Annotated in this window: 16 protein-coding genes; 10 read left to right on the top strand and 6 right to left on the bottom strand. The window is 70.0% G+C overall.

Going from position 1 to position 21,219, the window contains the following annotated elements:
* Positions 1-71: 71 nt before the first annotated feature.
* Positions 72-263, top strand: a complete 192-nt coding sequence (locus tag OG519_RS02170) for a helix-turn-helix transcriptional regulator (protein WP_405592408.1) — start codon at positions 72-74, stop codon at positions 261-263.
* Positions 263-1,594: a tyrosine-type recombinase/integrase gene (locus OG519_RS02165; protein ID WP_405577879.1), complete on the top strand. Its 1,332-nt coding sequence runs from the start codon at positions 263-265 to the stop codon at positions 1,592-1,594. The genes OG519_RS02170 and OG519_RS02165 overlap by 1 nt, the downstream gene beginning before the upstream one ends.
* 216 nt (positions 1,595-1,810) lie before the next feature.
* On the opposite strand, the gene adh is transcribed toward OG519_RS02165, so the two are convergent.
* A complete protein-coding gene (adh, locus tag OG519_RS02160) occupies positions 1,811-3,328 on the bottom strand; it encodes an aldehyde dehydrogenase (RefSeq protein ID WP_405577877.1) in 1,518 nt (505 codons plus the stop codon).
* Between the two features lie 102 nt (positions 3,329-3,430).
* Positions 3,431-4,666: a GAF domain-containing protein gene (locus tag OG519_RS02155; RefSeq protein ID WP_405577875.1), complete on the bottom strand. Its 1,236-nt coding sequence runs from the start codon at positions 4,664-4,666 to the stop codon at positions 3,431-3,433.
* 367 nt (positions 4,667-5,033) lie between these two features.
* Between OG519_RS02155 and kdpF the strand changes: the two genes are divergently transcribed.
* Genes kdpF through kdpC form a run of 4 tightly spaced genes read left to right on the top strand, consistent with a single transcriptional unit; the run spans position 5,034 to position 9,587 of the window.
* Complete coding sequence (gene kdpF, locus OG519_RS02150) at positions 5,034-5,123, top strand: K(+)-transporting ATPase subunit F (RefSeq protein ID WP_386437515.1); 90 nt, start codon at positions 5,034-5,036, stop codon at positions 5,121-5,123.
* Complete coding sequence (gene kdpA, locus OG519_RS02145) at positions 5,123-6,787, top strand: potassium-transporting ATPase subunit KdpA (RefSeq protein ID WP_405577872.1); 1,665 nt, start codon at positions 5,123-5,125, stop codon at positions 6,785-6,787. The genes kdpF and kdpA overlap by 1 nt, the downstream gene beginning before the upstream one ends.
* A complete protein-coding gene (gene kdpB, locus OG519_RS02140; RefSeq protein WP_405577870.1) occupies positions 6,787-8,928 on the top strand; it encodes a potassium-transporting ATPase subunit KdpB in 2,142 nt (713 codons plus the stop codon). Before kdpA ends, kdpB begins: the two co-directional genes overlap by 1 nt.
* 32 nt (positions 8,929-8,960) lie before the next feature.
* Entirely contained in the window at positions 8,961-9,587 is a 627-nt protein-coding gene (gene kdpC / locus OG519_RS02135) for a potassium-transporting ATPase subunit KdpC (protein WP_405577868.1), read from the top strand.
* Between the two features lie 129 nt (positions 9,588-9,716).
* On the opposite strand, the gene OG519_RS02130 is transcribed toward kdpC, so the two are convergent.
* A complete protein-coding gene (locus tag OG519_RS02130; protein ID WP_405577866.1) occupies positions 9,717-10,871 on the bottom strand; it encodes an ROK family protein in 1,155 nt (384 codons plus the stop codon).
* Between the two features lie 380 nt (positions 10,872-11,251).
* Between OG519_RS02130 and OG519_RS02125 the strand changes: the two genes are divergently transcribed.
* The 4 genes from OG519_RS02125 to OG519_RS02110 all read left to right on the top strand — a co-directional run bounded on the left by OG519_RS02125 (position 11,252) and on the right by OG519_RS02110 (position 17,367).
* Complete coding sequence (locus OG519_RS02125; protein ID WP_405577864.1) at positions 11,252-13,441, top strand: fibronectin type III domain-containing protein; 2,190 nt, start codon at positions 11,252-11,254, stop codon at positions 13,439-13,441.
* Positions 13,442-13,702: 261 nt separating this feature from the next.
* Positions 13,703-15,904 (top strand): alpha-galactosidase, encoded by a 2,202-nt coding sequence (locus OG519_RS02120; RefSeq protein WP_405577862.1) that lies wholly within the window; start codon positions 13,703-13,705, stop codon positions 15,902-15,904.
* A 216-nt stretch (positions 15,905-16,120) separates the two neighbouring features.
* Positions 16,121-16,357: a DUF397 domain-containing protein gene (locus tag OG519_RS02115; protein ID WP_405577860.1), complete on the top strand. Its 237-nt coding sequence runs from the start codon at positions 16,121-16,123 to the stop codon at positions 16,355-16,357.
* A 179-nt stretch (positions 16,358-16,536) separates the two neighbouring features.
* Positions 16,537-17,367: a helix-turn-helix domain-containing protein gene (locus tag OG519_RS02110; protein ID WP_405577858.1), complete on the top strand. Its 831-nt coding sequence runs from the start codon at positions 16,537-16,539 to the stop codon at positions 17,365-17,367.
* A gap of 95 nt (positions 17,368-17,462) precedes the next feature.
* On the opposite strand, the gene OG519_RS02105 is transcribed toward OG519_RS02110, so the two are convergent.
* From OG519_RS02105 to OG519_RS02095, 3 genes are all read right to left on the bottom strand, one after another.
* Positions 17,463-18,278: an SAM-dependent methyltransferase gene (locus tag OG519_RS02105; RefSeq protein ID WP_405577856.1), complete on the bottom strand. Its 816-nt coding sequence runs from the start codon at positions 18,276-18,278 to the stop codon at positions 17,463-17,465.
* A 160-nt stretch (positions 18,279-18,438) separates the two neighbouring features.
* Complete coding sequence (locus tag OG519_RS02100) at positions 18,439-20,346, bottom strand: coagulation factor 5/8 type domain-containing protein (protein ID WP_405577854.1); 1,908 nt, start codon at positions 20,344-20,346, stop codon at positions 18,439-18,441.
* Positions 20,347-20,658: 312 nt separating this feature from the next.
* Positions 20,659-21,138 carry a MarR family winged helix-turn-helix transcriptional regulator gene (locus tag OG519_RS02095; RefSeq protein ID WP_405577852.1) on the bottom strand — a complete coding sequence of 160 codons (480 nt, stop codon included), beginning with the start codon at positions 21,136-21,138 and terminating at the stop codon, positions 20,659-20,661.
* Between the last annotated feature and the right edge of the window lie 81 nt (positions 21,139-21,219).

The raw sequence follows: 21,219 nt of genomic DNA, 5'->3' as shown, positions 1-21,219 counted from the left end.
GTACTTCGCCCCTGGTCGAAGAGGAACGAAGCCCTCGCTAATTGCTGACTACCCGTAACATGAAGGGAAAAATGCCACGCCCTCCTGCGCTCAAACTAGCCGAAGTTCTGGCGGAGATTCGGATGAGTCCATCCGCTTTCTACCGTCTGCGTGCCCGCAACCAGGCACCGCGCATGATTAAACTCCCGAATGGTGAGCTCCGTTGTCGACGGTCCGACCTGGACGCCTGGTGGCAGGAATGTGAACGGATTACCTCGCGTTGATGATGAGCTACAATGTACGGTTCTGGGAAATTCGTGAACGCCCTGAGCGTCGCATGCCCTACCAAGTTCGTTGGACCGTTGACGGGCGTGAGAAGTCCGAATCCTTCGCCACGAAGGGGCTTGCGGAGAGCCGGCGTTCTAAGCTGATGACGGCTGCGCGCGACGGTGAGCCATTCGACCAGCAGACGGGCTTGCCAGCCTCCGAGATCCGTGCTGTCAGGCAGCGAACCACCTGGTACATCTTTGCTCGCGCGTACATGGACCAGCGGTGGGACCGTACTCCGGGCAATACGAGACGAACTCTGGCCGACGCACTGGCCACCATTACCCCTGCACTTGTGCAGATGAAGCCAGCCTACCCCGATGCTCGAGTGCTGAGGCGCGCGCTGTACTCGTGGGCGTTCAACAAAAATGCCTGGGCCGTCGATCCTCCCGATGAGTGGCAGGCAGCCCTGACGTGGATCGAGCGTGCTTCACTGCCGCTCAGCGAACTTGAGGACCCGGATGTGCTGAGAAGGGGGCTCGACGCCCTGACGCGCAAGGTGGACGGTCATCCTGCGGCGGCGAAGACCGTGAGGCGCAAAAAGGCTGCAGTGAACGAGGTTTTCAGGCTGGCCGTCCAGCGAGGTTGCTTCGCGCAGAGTCCGATGGGCGGCGTGAACTGGAGGGCACCCGAAACGGTAGACGAGATTGACCCCGATGGTGTCCCCAACCCGGACCAGGTCGCACGCCTGCTGGTCGCGGTCGGTTCCCAGAAGGGCAGGGGGCCACACTTGCAGGCATTCTTCGCCTGTATGTACTACGCGGCGATGCGTCCGGCTGAGGTGATCCACCTCCAGCGGTCGCAGTGCCGACTTCCGCTGAGTGGCTGGGGATTGCTCCACCTCAAGGGCGGCGTCGTCACAACCGGGAAGGGGTGGACCGACAACGGCGCTGTCCATGAAGTCCATCCGCTGAAACGCCGCGCCGCCGGAGCTACTCGACCCGTCCCGATACCGCCCACACTGGTGCAGATGCTTCGGGTCCATATCGAGAAGTTCGGTGTCGCATCAGACGGGCGTGTCTTCCGGAACGAGACGGGAGGCTACATCGATCCCCGTGCCTACGGCCTGACGTGGGCGAGAGCACGTGAGGCGGCCCTGGATCTTGACGAGCACGCCGTCCTTCTGGCGAAGCGCCCCTACGATCTCCGCCGGCCGGGATTTCGTTCTGGCTGGCTTCCGGTGTGGACCCTGCTGAATGCGCCCGTCGGGCGGGACAGGGAATCCAGGTCATGTTCCGCTACTACGCCAAGTTCATCACCGGGGCCCAAGATCACGCCAACAGTCTGATCGAGGATTCCATGGGTCGGTGGGACGCGCGGCTGGAAGCCGAGACGCCTCAGTCCAAGCCAGTTTGGACCGGGAATGGTCCGGAACAGATGGTCAGAGGTGGGATACCGGTGGGAGATATCGGGAGAACCAGTAGTAATCTGCCGCGACGGCGATGATCTTCCACATGGTCGCCTGACGTGGGATACGCCCAGGTCAGGCGACGATGGGAGGGGTTTAGAAGAAGCCCTGCTTCTTCGGGGAGTACGAGACCAGCAGGTTTTTCGTCTGCTGGTAGTGCTCCAGCATCATCTTGTGGTTCTCCCGGCCGATCCCGGAGTTCTTGTAGCCGCCGAAGGCCGCGTGGGCGGGGTAGGCGTGGTAGCAGTTGGTCCAGACGCGGCCGGCCTTGATCTCGCGGCCCATCCGGTACGCGGTGCTGCCGTCCCGGGTCCACAGGCCGGCGCCGAGGCCGTAGAGCGTGTCGTTGGCGAGCTTCAGCGCCTCGTCGACGGAGTCGAAGGTGGTCACCGACACCACCGGGCCGAAGATCTCCTCCTGGAAGATCCGCATGTCGTTGGTGCCGCGGAAGACGGTCGGCTCGATGTAGTAGCCGCCTTCCAGGCCCTCGACGGTGCGCCGGCCGCCGCCGGTGAGGATCTCCGCGCCCTCCTGCTTGCCGATGTCGATATACGAAAGGATCTTCTCGTACTGGTCGTTGCTGGCCTGCGCGCCCAGCATGGTCGCCGGGTCGAGCGGGTTGCCGCCCTTGATGGCCTTGGTGCGCTCCAGACAGCGGGCCATGAACTCGTCGTAGATGGAAGCCGCGATCAGCGCCCGGGACGGACAGGTGCAGACCTCGCCCTGGTTGAGGGCGAACATCACGAAGCCCTCGACCGCCTTGTCCAGGAAGTCGTCGTCGGCGGCGGCGACGTCGGAGAGGAAGATGTTGGGGCTCTTGCCGCCCAGTTCCAGTGTCACCGGGATGATGTTCTCGCTGGCGTACTGCATGATGAGCCGGCCCGTGGTGGTCTCCCCGGTGAACGCGACCTTCGCCACCCGCGCGCTGGACGCCAGCGGTTTGCCGGCCTCCACGCCGAAGCCGTTGACGACGTTCACCACGCCGGGCGGCAGCAGATCGGCGATCAGCTCGATCACCAGCAGCAGGCTCGCCGGGGTCTGCTCGGCCGGTTTGATGACGACGCAGTTGCCGGCCGCGAGCGCCGGCGCCAGCTTCCATGTGGCCATCAGGATGGGGAAGTTCCAGGGAATGATCTGGCCGACCACGCCCAACGGCTCGTGGAAGTGGTAGGCCACGGTGTCCGCGTCGAGCTCCGAGATGCTGCCCTCCTGGGCCCGCAGCGCCCCGGCGAAGTAGCGGAAGTGGTCGACGGCCAGCGGCAGATCGGCGGCGAGCGTCTCGCGTACCGGCTTGCCGTTCTCCCAGGTCTCGGCGACCGCCAGCCGTTCCAGGTTCTCCTCGATCCGGTCGGCGATCCGGTGGAGGGTCAGCGCCCGCTCGGCGGGCGAGGTGCGGCCCCATGGACCGGCGGCCGCGTGGGCGGCGTCCAGGGCGAGTTCGACGTCGGGGGCGGTGGAGCGGGCCACCTCGCAGAAGGTCTCCCCGGTCAGCGGGGACGGGTTGTCGAAGTACCGGCCCTCGGCGGGCGCGACCCAGTCACCGCCGATGAAATTGTCATAGCGTCGGGCGTAGTTGACGATGCTGCCTTCGGTGCCGGGCTGCGCGTAGACCATGGCGGCGCTCCTGAGACGCGAGGGTACGTTGCCCTCACTGTGGCCGCCGGAGGTTGGCGAAAGGTTGGCGCGCCCCGCCGCCTCCGCCTCACACCCCCCACCTCACACCCCCCGCGCCGCCCCCAGCCGCGCCGCGGCGATGCCCCGCCGTACGTCACCCGGCCCCAGCAGCAGCAGCGCGTGCTCGTGCACCTCCGCGTCATACGGTGCCCGCTCCCCATAGCGCAGCGCGTCCTGCGCGCTGGCCGAGGCCAGCACCGCCTCCCGTACCCCCACCTCCAGATGCCGGCGCCAGGCCAGCACCCTGGGGGCCTCCGAGAGCGGCAGCAGCGGGCCGCGGTAGCGCTCGACCGCGGTGGCGGTGTCACCCCGCTCCAGCGCCCGCAGGACCTCGGTGGCATCGCACCCGATCGGGGCGGTGAGCGTGTAGCGCCGGGTGGTGACGCCCCCGGCCAGCGCCCGCCGCAGATGCGAGACCTCGGCCTTGAAGGTGGAGGCGCTCACCGAGCGGTCGCCGTAGAGCGACTCGCGCAGCCGCTCGGGCGAGAAACCGTCCGGCTCCAGCGCGAGCAGCGCGAGGATCTCCAACTGGCGCGGCGGCAAGTGCAGTCGGGCTCCGCCACTGGTCACCCGGACCGCACCGAGACAGCTCAGCTCGACGCCGCAGGGGACGGCCCCCGGCCGCCCGTCGCGCGGCTCCGCCCGGCGCAGCCGCGCCTCGATCGCGGTGGCGAGGGTGCGGACCGTCGGCAGCGCCAGGGGGTGCGAGCGGTCCCAGGTGGTGGAGAGGTCGAGCACGCCCAGCACCCGGCCGTCCGCGCCGCGGATCGGCGCGCAATAGCAGACCCAGCCGTGCAGCGCGGCCACCAGGTGCTCGGCGGAGAAGACGGTGCTCGGCCGGCCGGTGCGCAGCGCGAGCGACAGCGCGTTGGTGCCCATGGCGGGCTCGTCCCAGCGACCGCCGGGCGCGAAATTGACCTGCTCGGCCTTGCGCCGCATCAGCCGGCCGCCGCAGGTCCACAAGATGGTGCCCGTAGCGTCCGTCACAGCGGCCACGAAACCGGCATCCTCGGCGATACACCGCAGCTCACCCGCCAGATCGGTGACCGGTCCATGGAGGGGTGAGGCCGCCCAGCGGGCGTCTCCCGCGGCCGGCGGCGCGCTCTCCAGCGCCGGGTCCACGGTGGGCAGCGAACGCACCCAGGACTCGGTGACCTCGGTCCGTAACGGCGGTCCGGCGATCGAGCGCCACCCGGCCGTCCGCAACTGCGGTACCCGCCGGGCCCATTCGTGCTCCAGTACCGTACGCCGCCGCCGCAGCCCTGCCTGCTCCGCCATCGTCTTCCCGACTTCTTCGTCGTTCGACCTGGGACCCCCGGGAGCTCCGGACCGCCCCGCACCCGTGATCCCCCCATTGAAGGCGCTGCCGAGGCCGTGCGTCGAGCCCCGTGCGCCCATCGTCAAGACTACGTCAACGTCGTCGGCGCGGGCGCAAGGGAAGCGTCAACAAACCTCGAAGCGGTACCGGGCAGGCGGTTTCTTGGAGAGGCCGGATTTCCCGGTGTGCTTTCCGTGCCTTCCGTGCTTTTGATGACCTGCCCATCCGACGATCCGGGGTTCAGCCCATGTCCGATCTCGTTTTCATCGCCGTGACGATCGCGGTGTTCGCCGTGCTCGCCCTTGTGGCCAAGGGGGTCGAGAAGCTGTGAGCGCCGAGAACATCGTCGGTCTCATCGTGGCCTGCGGCCTGCTCGGCTACCTCGTACTGGCCCTGATACACCCGGAGAAGTTCTAGTGAACGACACTCTTGCGGGCTGGCTCCAGATTCTCGCCCTCGTCGGGGCGCTGGCGCTGACCTACCGCCCGCTGGGCGACTACATGGCCCGCATCCTCACCACCGGCAAGCACCTGGCGGTCGAGAAGTGCATCTACAAGCTGGCCGGGGTGGACGGCGACGCCGACCAGCGCTGGCCGGTCTATCTGCGCAGCGTGCTGGCCTTCTCCGTGGTGTCGGTGCTCTTCCTCTACGGTTTCCAGCGGCTCCAGAACCATCTGCTGCTGTCCCTGGGCTTCCCGCCGGTCAAGGCCGACCAGGCGTTCAACACCGCCGCCTCCTTCGTCACCAACACCAACTGGCAGTCGTACTCCGGCGAAGTCACCATGGGCCACCTGGTCCAGATGATGGGCCTGGCGGTGCAGAACTTCGTCTCCGCGGCCGTCGGCATCGCAGTGGTCGCCACCCTGATCCGGGGCTTCACCCGCAGGCGTACCGACCGGGTGGGCAACTTCTGGGTCGACCTGACCCGGATCACGCTGCGGCTGCTGGTCCCGCTGTCGTTCGTCTTCGCGATCGTGCTGGTCGCGACCGGTGTGATCCAGAACTTCCACGGCATTCACGAGGTCACCACGCTGGTGGGCGACCGGCAGTCGATCACCGGTGGTCCGGCCGCCTCGCAGGAGGCCATCAAGGAACTGGGCACCAACGGCGGCGGCTTCTACAACGCCAACTCCGCCCACCCCTTCGAGAACCCCACCGGCTTCAGCAACCTGCTGGAGATCTACCTGATGCTGGTGATCTCCTTCTCGCTGCCGCGCACCTTCGGCAAGATGGTCGGCGACCACCGCCAGGGATACGCGATCCTCGCCGTGATGGGCCTGATCTGGGCCGCCTCGGTGGCGCTGATCACCGTCAACGAACTGCACAGCTACAGCAGCGCGGCCGGCCACGCGGCCGGCGGCATGCTGGAGGGCAAGGAACAGCGGTTCGGGATCTGGGCCTCGGCGCTCTTCGCCGCGTCCACCACCCTGACCTCGACCGGCGCGGTCAACTCCTTCCACGATTCCTTCTCGCCGGGCGGCGGCGGGATGACGATCTTCAACATGATGCTCGGCGAGGTCGCCCCCGGCGGCACCGGCTCCGGTCTCTACGGGATTCTTATCCTGGCGATCGTGGCGGTCTTCGTGGCCGGTCTGATGGTCGGCCGGACCCCGGAGTACCTCGGCAAGAAGCTCGGCGCCCGGGAGATGAAGTTCGCCTCGCTCTACATCCTCGCCACCCCGGCCGTGGTGCTGATCGGCACCGGCGCCGCGATGGCGCTGCCCGGCGAGCGGGCCTCGATGCTCAACTCGGGTCCGCACGGCTTCTCCGAAGTGCTCTACGCCTTCACCTCGGCGGCCAATAACAACGGCTCCGCCTTCGCCGGTATCGGCGTCAACACCCACTGGTACAACACGGCGCTGGGGCTTGCGATGCTCTTCGGCCGCTTCCTGCCGATGATCTTCGTACTGGCACTGGCCGGCTCGCTCGCCCGGCAGCAGCCCGTCCCGGTGACCGCGGGCACGCTGCCCACCCACCGGCCACAGTTCGTCGGCCTGGTCACGGCCGTGATCATCGTGGTCGTCGGCCTCACCTACTTCCCCGCACTCTCGCTGGGTCCGCTCGCGGAAGGTCTGCACTGATGTCCCTGACCACTGACCGGCCTCCGGTCCCGGCCGGCGGCGGCACCGCCCCAGCCCAGCCTCCCCACCGCATATCGGGCGGCCTGCTCGACCCCAAGCAGCTCCTCGTCTCACTGCCCGACGCGGCCAGGAAGCTCCACCCGCGCGTCATGGTGAAGAACCCCGTCATGTTCGTGGTCGAGGTCGGCTCCGTGCTGACCACCCTCTCCGCGATCAAGGACCCCAGCGTCTTCGCCTGGGTGATCACCGTCTGGCTCTGGCTCACCGTGCTCTTCGCCAACCTGGCCGAGGCCGTCGCCGAGGGCCGCGGCAAGGCGCAGGCGGAAACGCTGCGCCGGACCAAGACCGAGACGGTGGCCCGCCGGCTGACCGACTGGCGGCCCGCCGCCACCAGCCCGCGTGAGGAGTCGGCGCCCGCCGCCGACCTGCGGCTCGGCGACCATGTGGTGGTCGAGGCCGGGCAGATCATCCCCGGTGACGGCGATGTCGTCGAAGGCATCGCCTCGGTGGACGAGTCCGCCATCACCGGTGAGTCCGCGCCGGTCATCCGGGAGTCCGGCGGTGACCGCTCGGCGGTGACCGGCGGCACCCGGGTGCTGTCCGACCGGATCGTCGTCAAGATCACCTCCAAGCCCGGTGAGACCTTCATCGACCGGATGATCGCCCTGGTCGAGGGCGCCTCCCGGCAGAAGACGCCCAACGAGATCGCGCTGAACATCCTGCTCGCCTCGCTGACCATCGTCTTCCTGCTGGCCGTCGTCACCCTCCAGCCGATGGCGATCTACGCCCACGCCGAGCAGTCCATCGTGATCCTGGTCGCCCTGATGGTGGCGCTCATCCCGACCACCATCGGCGCGCTGCTCTCCGCGATCGGCATCGCCGGCATGGACCGGCTGGTGCAGCGCAACGTGCTGGCCATGTCCGGCCGCGCCGTGGAAGCGGCCGGCGACGTCAACACCCTGCTGCTGGACAAGACCGGCACCATCACCCTCGGCAACCGGCAGGCCGCCGAGTTCCTGCCGGTCACCGGGGTGAGCATGGCGGAACTGGCCGACGCGGCCCAGCTCTCCTCCCTGTCCGACGAGACCCCGGAGGGCCGCTCCATCGTGGTCCTCGCCAAGGAGCGCTACGGTCTGCGGGGCCGCGCCGAGGGCGAACTCGGGCACGCCGAGTTCGTACCCTTCACCGCGCAGACCCGGATGAGCGGCGTCGACCTCACCGAGGACGGCGACCACCGCGCTCTGCGCAAGGGGGCCGCGACCTCGGTCATGCACTGGATCCGGGAGAACGGCGGCCACCCCACCGAGGAGATCGGCCAGGCGGTCGACGCCATCTCCTCCAGCGGCGGCACCCCGCTGGTCGTCGGTGAGGTCGTCCGGCGCGGCGGCACGACGACCGCGAGCGTCCTCGGCGTCATCCACCTCAAGGACGTGGTCAAGGCCGGTATGCGCGAACGCTTCGACGAGCTGCGCCGGATGGGCATCCGCACCGTGATGATCACCGGCGACAACCCGATGACCGCCAAGGCGATCGCGGACGAGGCCGGCGTGGACGACTTCCTCGCCGAGGCCACGCCCGAGGACAAGATGGCGCTCATCAAGCGGGAGCAGGCGGGCGGCAAGCTGGTCGCGATGACCGGCGACGGCACCAACGACGCGCCCGCGCTGGCCCAGGCGGACGTGGGCGTGGCCATGAACACCGGCACCTCGGCCGCCAAGGAGGCCGGGAACATGGTCGACCTGGACTCCAACCCCACCAAGCTGATCGAGATCGTGGAGATCGGCAAGCAGCTCCTCATCACCCGGGGCGCGCTGACCACCTTCTCCATCGCCAACGACGTCGCCAAGTACTTCGCGATCATCCCCGCGATGTTCACCGTCGCCTATCCGGGCCTGGACAAGCTCAACATCATGGGCCTGCACAGCCCCCAGTCGGCGATCACGTCCGCGATCATCTTCAACGCGCTGATCATCGTGGTGCTGATCCCGCTCGCCCTGCGCGGCGTCCGCTACCGGCCGTCGTCGGCCGCGGCGCTGCTCAACCGCAACATCTGGGTGTACGGCGTCGGCGGTCTGGTGCTGCCGTTCGCCGGCATCAAGGCCATCGACCTGATCATCCAGTTCATACCCGGACTGAACTGACCGGCGGACCGAGCAGAAAGTAGGTGCATGACATGAACAACATTCCGACCGCGATCCGCCGGCACCTGTCGGCGCTGCGCATCCTCCTCCTGATGACGATCGTCTGCGGCCTGGTCTACCCGCTCGCGGTGACCGGCATCGCCCAGGCGGCCTTCCAGCACAAGGCGGACGGCTCTCTGGTCAAGCAGAACGGCAAGGTCGTCGGCTCCAGCCTCCTCGGCCAGAACTTCGACCTGCCGAAGAAGGACCCCGGCAACGCCGACGAGACGCCGAGACCCGACCCGAAGTACTTCCAGCCGCGGCCGTCGGCCGGGTCCTACGACCCGCTGGCGTCCGGTGCCTCCAACCTCGGGCCCAACGACCCGGACCTGGTCAAGGCGATCCAGCAGCGCCGTCACGACGTCGCCGCCTTCGACGGGGTGGACCCCGCCAAGGTGCCGCCGGACGCGCTGACCGCCTCCGGCTCGGGCCTCGACCCCGATATCTCGTCGGTCTACGCCTATGAGCAGGTCAACCGGGTCGCCAAGGCCCGCGGCCTGACCGCGGACGCGGTGCACAAGCTGGTCGCCGGCCATGTGGACGGCCGCAGCCTCGGCTTCCTGGGCGAGAGCCACGTCAATGTGCTGGAGCTCAACAAGGATCTGTCGAAGCTGTCCTGACCACGGCTCGAACAGACGCGGGGCCCGGATTCGCCGAGAGTCCGGGCCCCGCGGCACACCCCGGAGCGGCGTGCGGCGCCGGCAGGAAGCACGCCACCAAGTCGATGCCGGGCCGGTCGGTGGATACGCCTACCTCGCGGGGGCGAAGACCCGTTGGGCGGCGATCGCCGCGCCGCCGCGGGCCCACGCCTCGAACGGCAGCGGCCGGACGACGAGGTCGCAGTCGCCCGCGGCGCCGAACGCGTGGTCGGCGAAGGTCTGCCGGATCTGGTCGGCGAACAGGTCGTAGGAGGCGAGTCCCTCCCCGGAGATGATGATCCGCTCGGGACCGATCAGATTGGCCACCGACGCCATGGCGAGGCCCAGCGCGTGCCCGGCCCGCGCGAAGACCGCCCGTACGGCGTTGTCCCCGGCGTGCGCGAGCCGTATCGCCTGTTCCATCGTCAGCTCGGGGTCGCCGGTGGCCTGCCGCGCCTGCTCGGTGATGGCGTGCGTCGAGGCGACCGCCTCCACACAGCCGGTGTTGCCGCAGGTGCAGGTACGGTCGCCGCCGCCGACCGGCAGATGCCCGACCTCCCCTGACACCCCGTGCGCCCCGGACACCACCCGGCCGCCGATGGACAGCCCGCAGCCGATCCCGGCGCCGACCGTCACCAGGGCGAACGACGAGAGCCCGGCGCCCGCCCCGAACCACTGCTCGGCCACGGTCAGCGCCCGGACGTCGTTCTCGATCACCGTCGGGGTGCCGGTGGCGGCGGCCACCAGTTGGGCCAGCGGCACCCGCCGCCAGTTGAGGAACGGCGAGTACTGCACGGTGCCGGTGTGCCCGTCGACATCGCCGGAGATGGTGACACCGATGCTGTGCACCCCGCCCTCCTGCTCGGCGCCGGCCGCCTGGCGCAACCCGGTGACCAGCCGGGCGATGGCCAGCACCACGGTGCCGACATCGCGCGAGTCCAGGCCCACCCGGCGCGCCGCCAGCGGCTGCGCGGTCAGGTCCGCGAGGACGCCGATCAGTTCGTCCGCGGTGACCTTGACGCCGATGAAGCGGGCGCGTTCGCCGCGGACCGCGATCAGGGTGGCCGGCCTGCCGTTGGCCCGCCCGACCGCCGGCCGGCCCAGTTCGGTGATCCAGCCGTCGGCCAGCAGGGGAGTGGCCACCTTGGTGACCGCGCCCGGCGAAAGACCGGTGCGCCGCCCGGCCTCGGCGCGGGTGAGCGGGCCGTGGGCGAGCAAGGTCTGGAAGACCAGAGCGGCGGCGGGCGGCTGATCGGCGAGCGTCATGCGGCGAACCCTACATTTCCTGGGGAAAGTAAGGAAGTTCGGAGCTGAGGCCGGTCGGCCCCATCTTTGCGGCGGTCTTCGGTCCATACCTGCCCGTTTTTCCCCGTCGGCGCGGTTCCTGCGAGCGCCAGACATCGGGTTTTTCCTGGCGAGTATGTTGACGGTGGAAGGAAACCGTGGCTACATTCGCCGCACTTCCTCGCCCCCTCGATGGTGTTCCGGGACGACCGCCACCGGGGGAACGGTCCGAGGACGAGCGACCCCTGCCCACATCAACGTCCAGAGCGCCGTCCCGGCGGCCGGAGTACCCCGAGTACCCCGGAGCGCCAGGACCGTTCCGCTCTCCGCCGCACACCTCAGCGTCGAGATGGAGTAGATCCATGGCCCGTCCAGCAGCACCAGCAGAGACCTCCGCGTCCGCCGGACGCGGACGACGCCGGCCGCCGCCGCCCCGCCTCCGGGCAGGTCGCCGGGGCGGCCTCCCCCTGCCGCTGCTCGCGGTCGCCGCACTCGCGGCGGCCTTCGTGGTGCCCGCGGCCGCGTCCGCCAGTACGACCCCCGCCGCCCCGGCCGCAGCCCCGACGTCGGCGGCTCCGTCGGCCGCCCTGTCGTCCGCCCCGCACCCCGGCACCGCGGTGCTCGCGGACAAGTCGGTGCTCGCGGACAAGCCGTACATGGGCTGGAGCAGTTGGAGCCTTGAGTCCACCAACTTCCCCGGCTACGGCAATGAGAAGTACCTCACCGAGGCGCACATCCTGCAACAGGCGGACGTGCTGGCCAAGAAGCTCAAGGGCCACGGCTACACCTACGTCAACGTGGACGCCGGCTGGGTGGGCGGCTTCGACCAGTACGGCCGCCCGGTCCCGGACAAGACCGCCTTCCCCGACGGTTTCGGCTACCTCGGGGACCAACTGCACCGCAAGGGACTGAAGTTCGGCACCTACCTGGCGGTCGGCCTCTACTTCGACGCGTACAACGACGGCAAGACCCCCATCTACGACGCGCCCGGCTGCACCACCAAGGACATCGTCTACCCCGACCTGCGCAAGACCAGCGGCTGGGACAACGTCTCCTACCAGCTCGACTTCGACAGCCCCTGCACCACCAAGTACATCGACTCCATCGCCGACGAACTGGCCGGCTGGGGCGTGGACTTCCTCAAGGTGGACGGCGTCGGCCCCGGCTCCAACCAGGGCGACGCGGCCCACGACAACATCCCCGACGTCCGGGCCTGGCACAGCGCCCTCCAGGCCACCGGCCGGCCGATCCAGCTCACCTTGTCGTGGTCGCTCAGCCACAACCAGGCCGACGTATGGAAGCAGAACTCCAACGGCTGGCGGGTGGACACCGACGTCGAGTGCTACTGCGACACCCTGGTGACCTGGAACAGCTCGGTCAAGGAACGCTGGAACGATGTCGTGCCATGGATAGACGACGCCGCGCCCGGCCACTGGAACAACCTGGACTCCCTCGATGTCGGCGTCGGCCCGATGGACGGACTCACCGACGTCGAGCGGCAGAGCTACATGACCCTGTGGGCGATCGAGGCGGCGCCGCTCTACACCGGTGACGACCTCACCAAGCTCGACGACTACGGCCTCTCGCTGCTCACCAACGACGAGGTGATCGCCGTCGACCAGGCGGGCAACCCCGCCAGGCCGGTCAGCCAGGCCACCGACCAGCAGGTCTGGTACGCCCGCAACGCGGACGGCAGCTACACCGTGGCCCTGTTCAACCTCGGCGCCGGCTACCAGAACGTCACCGCGGACTTCGCCGACCTCGGGATCAGCGGCAAGGCGAACCTCCGCGACCTGTGGAGCCACCAGAACCTCGGCAGCGCCGGTGGCGCCTTCACCACCGAACTCCCGCCGCACGGCTCGCGGCTGCTGACCATCACGCCGAAGAACGCCGGCACCCCGGCCGTACCGCTCGCCGCGCACGGCACCGCCGCCACCGCGACCTCCGTCTCCCTGGCCTGGGAGGCGGTGCGGACCACCGGCTCCCCGGTCACCGGCTATGACATTTACGCCAACGGCAAGAAAGTCACCTCGACCACCGGCACGACCGCCACGGTCAGCGGACTGACCCCGGCCACCGACTACTCCTTCACCGTCACCGCCAAGGACGCCGCCGGCCACCGGTCCGCGGCCGGCCCGGCGGTCCCGGTCACCACACCGGCGGCGGGCGGCCCCGTCTCCTACGAGGCCGAGGCGCCCGCCAACACCGTCAGCGGCAGCGCGAGTGTCGCGGACTGCGCCGGCTGCTCCGGTGGGAAGAAGGTCGGCAACCTCGGCGGCGGCGGCAACTCGGTGGCCATCAACGACGTCACCGCCCCGAAGGACGGCACCTACCTGCTCAAGCTCGACTACGTGGACGGCTCCTCCGGCCGGACCGTCGTCGTCACCGCGGGCGGCGTCTCCTTCCAGCTCCCGCTGGCCGGCAGCAACGACAACAACTGGGGCGCCGCCCAATCGGTCACCGTGCCGGTCCGGTTGAAGGCCGGCCGCAACACGGTCACCTTCGGCAACCCGACCGACTACTCCTCCGACATCGACCGGATCACCGTCTGACCCCTCCCCACCCCTCCCCACCCCGGCCAACCCCGCATCCCCGGTCTACGGCAACGGCGCCGCCGTGCGGGACGCCGGCGGGAGCCGATCGCGGGAGAATGATCCCTGACGGCTGGTGCCACCAGCCGGTCCGCCGACGGCCCACCGCCGCCGGTACGAACGACCGCCGATCACAATCGGGCCCGGCCGCGCACCACGCGCCTGGCCGGGCCCGGTTCGCCGGAACCGTCCACAGCCGTGGACGCACGGAAAGGACTCTGTATGCCCGACACCACCGCGCGGATCGTCTCCCTGCGCGCGGCCGGCACCTGCTTGGTCGTGGAACTCACCGAGCCGGTGCCCAGAGTCCTGCACTGGGGGGCGGACCTCGGCGAGCTGTCCGCCGCGGACACCGCCGCCCTCGGCCTGACCGCCGACGCGGCCGTGCTCAACAACGCCCTCGACACCCCCCGCCGCTTCACCATCTGGCCGGGCGAGGCCGACGGCTGGTCCGGCACCCCGGCCCAGCAGGGCCACATCGCCGGCGCCGCGGCCGCCCCGCGACCGCGCACCCGCGCCACCGCGGTCCGCCAGGAGCCGAACGGCGGCGGTGAGCTGACCATCGAGCTGACCGACGACGCGGCCGGACTCGACGCCACCGTCCGCTACACCCTCGACCCCTCCGGCGTGCTGGCGGTCGCCACGGACATCACCCGCCGGGCCGACGCGGACCCGGCGCCGTACGACCTCGCGCAGGTCACCACCCTGCTGCCGCTGCCCCGCCGGGCCACCGAGATCCTCGACTTCACCGGCAAGTGGAGCCGCGAACGCTCCCCGCAGCGCCGCCCGATCGGATACGGCACGCACGCCCGCGAACTGCGCCGCGGCAAGCCAGGACTCGACTCGCCCTACGTGGTCACCGTCGGTGTGCCCGGATTCGGCTTCCGCCACGGCGAGGTGTGGGCCCTGCACATCGCCTGGAGCGGCGACCAGCGCTACCTCGTCGAACGCCACCCGGAGGGCGCCGGCACCCACGCCGCCGTGCTCGGCGGCGGCGAAATCCTGCGGGCCGGCGAGATCCGGCTCGCCCCCGGCGACAGCTACCAGGCCCCGGTCTGCCACTACGCCTGGTCCGGCGACGGCCTCGACGGCCTCGCCGAGCGCTTCCACACCCTGCTGCGCTCCCGGCCGCACCACCCCACCAGCCCGCGCCCGGTGATCCTCAACAGCTGGGAGGCGGTCTACTTCGACCACGACCTGGACCGGCTGCTGCGGCTGGCCGAGCGGGCCGCCGACGTCGGCGTCGAGCGCTTCGTGCTGGACGACGGCTGGTTCCGCGGCCGCCGCTCGGACAACGCCGGGCTCGGCGACTGGACCGTGGATCCGGGGGTCTGGCCGGACGGACTGACCCCGCTGGTCGACCATGTGCGCTCGCTCGGCATGGAGTTCGGCCTGTGGGTCGAGCCGGAGATGGTCAACCTCGACTCCGACCTGGCCCGCGAACACCCCGACTGGGTGCTCGGCCCGGCCCAGGGCGTCGGGCCGGCCGCCCGCCATCAGCACGTACTCGACCTCGCCCACCCCGATGTGTGGGACTACCTGCTGAGCTCGCTCGACGCGCTGGTCGAGAAGTACCCCATCGCGTATCTCAAGTGGGACCATAACCGGGAGGTGCACGAGGCCGTGCACGGCCCCGGTGACCGGCCCACCGCCCACGCCCAGGTGCTGGCGCTGTACCGGCTGATCGACGCGCTCAAGGAGCGCCACCCGGGGCTGGAGATCGAGAGCTGCGCCAGCGGCGGCGGCCGGATCGACCTGGGCATCCTGGCCAGGACCGACCGGGTGTGGGCCTCGGACTGCAACGACCCGGTGGAGCGGCAGTCCATCCAGCGCTGGACCGCCCAGCTGCTGCCCCCCGAGCTGTTCGGCAGCCATGTGGGCCCGGCGACCAGCCACACCACCGGCCGGATCAGCTCGGACACCTTCCGGATGGCGACCGCGCTCTTCGGCCACGCCGGCATCGAGCAGGACATCACCCTGTGCACCCCCGAGGAGGTGGCCAGGCTCACCGCCTGGACCGCCCTCTACCGGGAAATGCGGCCCCTGCTGCACAGCGGCCGGATCGTACGCGCCGACCTCGGGGACCTCGGCGACGCGGCCGCCGAAGCCGCACTGCTGCACGGTGTGGTCGCCCAGGACGGCGCCGGCGCCCTCTACTGCTGGGCCCGGGTCGCCACCTCGCCCGAGGCCCAGTGGGGCCGGGTCGCCTTCCCCGGCCTCGCCGCGGACACCCGCTACCAGGTGCGGATCCGCCACGACATCGGTCTGCCGTCCTTTCACCAGACCAGCGGACCGGCCTGGCTCACCGCCGCGCTCGACGGCTGGGTGACACTGCCGGGCGCCGTACTGGCGGTCGCGGGGGTGCCGATGCCCACCCTCAACCCCGGCCAGGCCCTCCTGATCGAGATCCGCGCGGCCAACTGACCCCCACCCGGGGCGGTTCCCCACCCGGAACCGCCCCGACCTGCCGCGCCGAACCGGGGGACCGGCAGCCGTAGGGGGCAAGGTTTGACCGGGCTCGTGCAATTGCATCGGGAATTGCATTTGGCCATGTCCCACGGGTACGGGTGTCTCTATGGTGGTCCCTGCGGCGAAATCAAACATGAGGGACCAGCCGAACCGACAAAGGAGTGATGCTCGGTGCAGCAGTTCGACAATGGCGTGCAGGCCAGCTCTCTGACCGGGGTTCAGTGGATCAAGAGCGGACGCAGCAACCAGAGCGGCAATTGCGTCGAGGTCGCCTCGCTGCCCGACGGCAGTGTGGCGGTGCGCAACTCGCGCTTCCCGGACGGGCCGGCCCTGGTCTACACCCGTGCGGAGCTCACCGCGTTCGTCGAAGGCGCCAGGGACGGCGACTTCGACGGCCTCACCGGCTGAGAGAGCCGGTCCCGGCCCCAAGTCGGTCGGCAAGCACCTCCGTTAGACGGTGGCCGCGGGCTCCCCAATGCAATACTGGCCTGTCCGGATACCCTTGGGGAGCCCGCATGCCCGCCTCGCCGCAGCTCGTTTCGCCGATACAACTCCTTGAACGCCGACCCGACATGGGCACCAGAGCCATGGCCCGTGTACTGGGAACATATCTGCGCGGCACGCGGGAGCAGGCCGGGCTGACCCCGGCGAGAGCCGGCGCGCACATCCGGGCGCACGCCTCCAAGATCAGCCGGATGGAGACCGCCCATGTCTCGCTGAAGGCCCGGGACGTCGAGGAATTGCTCGCGCTCTACGGCGTGGACGAGCAGGAGATCGCCCAGATCGCGGTCCTGGTCCGGCGCTCCGCCCAGCCCGACTGGTGGCAGCCGTACGGTGAGGTCGTCCCCGACTGGTTGCAGCAGCTCATCGGCCTGGAGCGGGACGCCCATGTGATCCGCACCTACGAGACGCAGTTCGTGCCCGGCCTGTTGCAGACGCCCGCCTACGCCCGCGCGGTGGTGTCCAGCGGTCACCGGTTCGCCGCCCCGGCCGAGGTCGAGCGCCGGGTCGCGCTCCGGCTCGAACGGCAGCGCCGGATGTGGGAGCCGGGCGCCCCCGTGCTGTGGGCGCTGATCGACGAAGGCGTACTGCACCGGCCGGTCGGCGGACCCAAGGTGATGTACGACCAGTTGACGTATCTGCTCGACGTCCTGCGACAGCCGGGCGTACGCCTCCAGATCGCCTCGTACGCCGCGAGCGCGGAGGCCACGCCGGGCACCGCCGTCACCTATCTCCGCTTCGCCCAGGGCTTTCTGCCGGACGTGGTGTATCTGGAGCACATGACGAGCGCGGTGTATCTGGACCGGCTCGAGGACCTGGACCGTTACCGTGCCGCGCTCGACGGGCTGAGCGCCCTGGCCGCGACGCCCGCCGCCAGCCGGGTGATGCTGGAAGAGGCCCTGAAGCGCTACCGCTGAGGGTCGCGCGACAGGGCCCCTGGCATCGCCGGTGGCCGGGCCCGATCCGGGCCCGATCCGCGTGCCGCGATCGGGCCGCCGTGGCCGGTCCGCCGTCAGCCCACGCGGGCGACGCCGCCGAACTCGATCCACTCCCTGCTGGGCTGCTTGGGGGCGAGGTCGTTGTCGGCGCGCCAGGTGGAGACCTCCACCAGGCCCGGCTCCAGGATCTCCAGGTCCGCCAGATACCCCTCGACATCCTTCGGGGTGCGCACCTCGCCCCAGCTGTCACCGGTGGACTCGGCCATGAACTCGGTGACCGAGCGCCGGGTCTCCGCGTCGTCGCTGACGAGCTGGCACACCACCAGATAGCTGCCGGGCGGCAGCTTCTCCCGGACCCGGCGGACCACGCCGGCCGGGTCGTCGGTGTCCTTGATGCAGTGCAGCACCGAGACGAAGAGCGCGGCGATCGGCTCGTCCAGCTTGATCAGCCGCTTGACCTCGTCGCTCTCCCAGATGGAGTCGATGTCCCGGAAGTCGGCCTGGAGGACGGCGGTGTTCTCGTTCTGTTCGAGCAGTGCCCGTCCGTGGGCCAGCACGATCGGGTCGATGTCGCTGTAGACCACGCGGGCGTCCGGGTGGATGGCCTGGGCAATCTCGTGGACGTTGTCCACGGAGGGCAGACCCGATCCGTGGTCCACGAACTGCTTGATGCCGTAGTCCTTGGCGAGCACCCGCACCACGCGGCGCAGGAAGTCGCGGTTGTTGAGCGCGAGCACCTTCATGCTCGGGACCTGCTGGAGCAATTGCTCGGTGGCCTCCCGGTCGGCCGGGTAGTTGTCCTTTCCGTCCAGAAGGTAGTCGTACATGCGAGCCACACTTGGCACCGTCACGTCGATCTTGTCGGTCAGCGGTGCGTCCCCGTGCTCCATAGGGCCCCTCATGGCATCTCGACTCTGAGTAATCCTGCGATCGCAGAAGCTGGCCCTCATCCTAGGCAGCCGTGATCCGCCGGTCGAGACGGTTCCGCGAACGGGGGCACGCGGTCTGTTCCCGCGGCGGCACCCCGGGCACGGCGTCGCGGACGGTGGGTCAACTCGCCGGGTACTCCACCGCGTTCACCGGCACGGTGGCGGTACCCTGCGCCGCGTCGCCGAAGTCGTTGATCACATGGTCGATCACGCCGTCCCCGTTGAGCGACACCGTCAGCAGATCGTGGAACCGCACACCGGGCCGTACCGGCGCCTCGAAGCTGTGCGCGTTGTGGATCGTCGGGTCCACGTTGAAGAAGCAGTACGAGCCCAGGCCCCACCCCTCGTGGTGCTTCACCGAGTCCGCCACCTTGTAGGCGGCCCAGCCGTCCACCCCGTGGTGCCGGTAGGCGGCCTGGTTCGGCGGGTCGTAGGGCAGCTCGTTCTGGAACATGATCGTCCGGCCCCGGTCGCCGTTCCAGATCACGTTGTACTTCTGGAAGTGCTCCACGAACAAGCCGGTGGCCAGCACGTTGTCGCCGTTGACGACGACCCCGGTCTCGGCGGTGTTCGCCGTCCAGCCGACCCCCCTGCCGTGGTCGGCCCGCCAGGCCCAGATGTGGTCGAGCAGCACGTTGTCGCTGTTGACGATCAGCGCGGTGGTGGTTTTGCCCGGGCCGGCGCCGCCGATCCGGAAGAACACGTCCTGCACCGACGCCGGGTCGCGCGGGTCGGTGCGGCCGCCGCGCCGGCCGCCGATCTCCAGCAGCACCCGGGAGTTGACCGGACCGGCGTCGAAGAGCACGCCCGCGATCCGTACGCCCCGGCCGTCGGCCACCGTCATCGGCACGACTCCGCCCACCGGCGTGAGCGTCGCGTACCCGAGGCCGAGCACCACCGTGCCCGCCCACTTGACCCGGATCGTGTCGGTCAGCCGGTAGATCCCGGGGGTGAGCAGCAGGTGCTTGCCCTGGGCGAGCGCCTTGTTGATGGTGCGCGCCGAGTCACCCGGCTTGGCGATGAAGAACCGGTCGATCGGTACGGACGAGCCCGGCGTCGTACCGCCGCTCCAGGTCGTGCCCACACCGTTCTGGCGCAGCGCCGGCAGGAACACCCGGTAGCCGCCGTTGTCGTCCACGTACAGGAACGGCTTCTCGCGGCTCAGCGGGCTGGTCGGCAGCGTGGTGTAGGGCGGGCTGGGGAAGGACTGGGCGGGCGCGCCCTGGACGCCGGCGAAGACCTGGTTCCACACGCCGTTGGACCAGCTTCCGATCGTGCTGTCCCGGGTCAGCCACTGCTGCTGCGAGGCGTTGAGCACCTGTTCGTCCACCAGCGAGTCGGCGATGTAGCCGCCGCTGGAGAAGCCGCCCATCTTGGGGAAGAGGAAGAGCTGGCCGCGGATGTGCACCCGGCGCAGCGGGGCGGCCTGGGAGACGGCCCACCAGTTGACACCGCCGGTGGGTACGACGGCGAGGTTCTCCGCCGACCGCCAGAAGTTGGTCAGCGCGCTGTCCCCGCCGCCCGGCTGCGGCTGGCCCTCGACCCGGACCGCGCCGTTGATCGTCACATCGTCCGGGAGCAGGCCGAGGCCGGCCAGCGAGGTGTAGTAGCCGAGCTGCGCGTCCACGTCGTACGTGCCGGGCTTGAAGAAGAAGGCGTAGCGGCTCGTGCCGAACTCCGCCGGGACCTGCTCGAGCGCCGCGGCGTCCAGCGCGGCCTGGATGTCGGCGGTCGGGGTGTCGGGGGAGAAGACGGTGACGTTCGGGCCGAAGTCCGGCTCGGCGGGGGCGTGCGGGTGGCCTTTCGCGCCGGGGCTCTGCGCGAGCGCGGGTGTCGCGGCGCCCGCCACGGGCACCGTGGTCGCGAGGGCCGCCGCGGCGACGAACGAACGGCGGCTCAGGCCGCCGCCCTCCGCCGGTCTCGTCCCGGATCCGCGGTTCCGCCGCGGGGGTCGGCTGTCTGCGGCACTGGCGCCGGCACTGGCGCTGCCGGTGATCGCGGCACTGTCTGCGGCCCGGAACGAGGACATGAGGTACGACCCACCTTTACGGATGGCCGGCGCGGGACGGCGCGGCGGCACGACGACGTTGCGGGAGCGGCCCCCCGATCTCTGAGAGCGCTCTCTCGCAGACGTACCCTGGAGGGCGCGGGAGCGGCTGTCAAGCAATTCAGAGAGCGCTCTCGATGAGGCGCCGCAATGGGGGGCGTGAGGTGGCGCTGGGGCGGGTGGGGTGGTCCCGCGGGCGATTTCGCGGCACGTTCCGGTGGCTCAGCGCCGCCGGGGCCGAGCACCGGTAGCGCCCGTGGTCGTGGCTGTCGGTGTGGTGCCGTCGCGCGGGCCTCAGTCGCAGTGCGGGGCCGGCTGCGACTCGGTCGCGGTGCACCCGGGACGATCGGCCCCGACCGCGCGGACCAGCAGTTCGTGCAGCGTTGTGCGCTCCTCGGGGGTGAGTGCGTGGAGGAGTTCGTCCTCGACTCGCGCCAGTCGCGCCTGGGCCGACGCCAGGGCGGCGTCGCCGTCCGGGGACAGCTCCACGATGTGGCGCCGGCGGTCGGCCGGGTCGCGGCGGCGGGTGGTCAGGCCGCGCTCTTCGAGATCGTTGAGGAGTCCGACGGCGCTGCTCGGATCGAGGCAGAGCACCTCCCCGAGCGCCTGCTGGCTCATCGCTCCGTTACCGCTCAGCAAGGTCAGTGCGATCAGGTGCCGGTGGCGCAGGCCGCCCGCCTCGGTCGAGGCGTCGGCTGCGCGGCGGCCCAGCCGCGCCAGATGGATGACCAGCGGCATGGACTGGCTCTCGACGGTCGTCCGCGTGCTCTCCATGCACTCACCGTACCCCGCTCCTCAATAATTGGTAATCTCCAACGATTGGTCTTACCGTAATGATCTGTTGAACGCGACGCG

It is taken from the genome of Streptomyces sp. NBC_01190, assembly GCF_045039895.1.
GTDB lineage: Bacteria > Actinomycetota > Actinomycetes > Streptomycetales > Streptomycetaceae > Actinacidiphila.
This window is presented reverse-complemented; position numbering and strand designations above follow the sequence as displayed.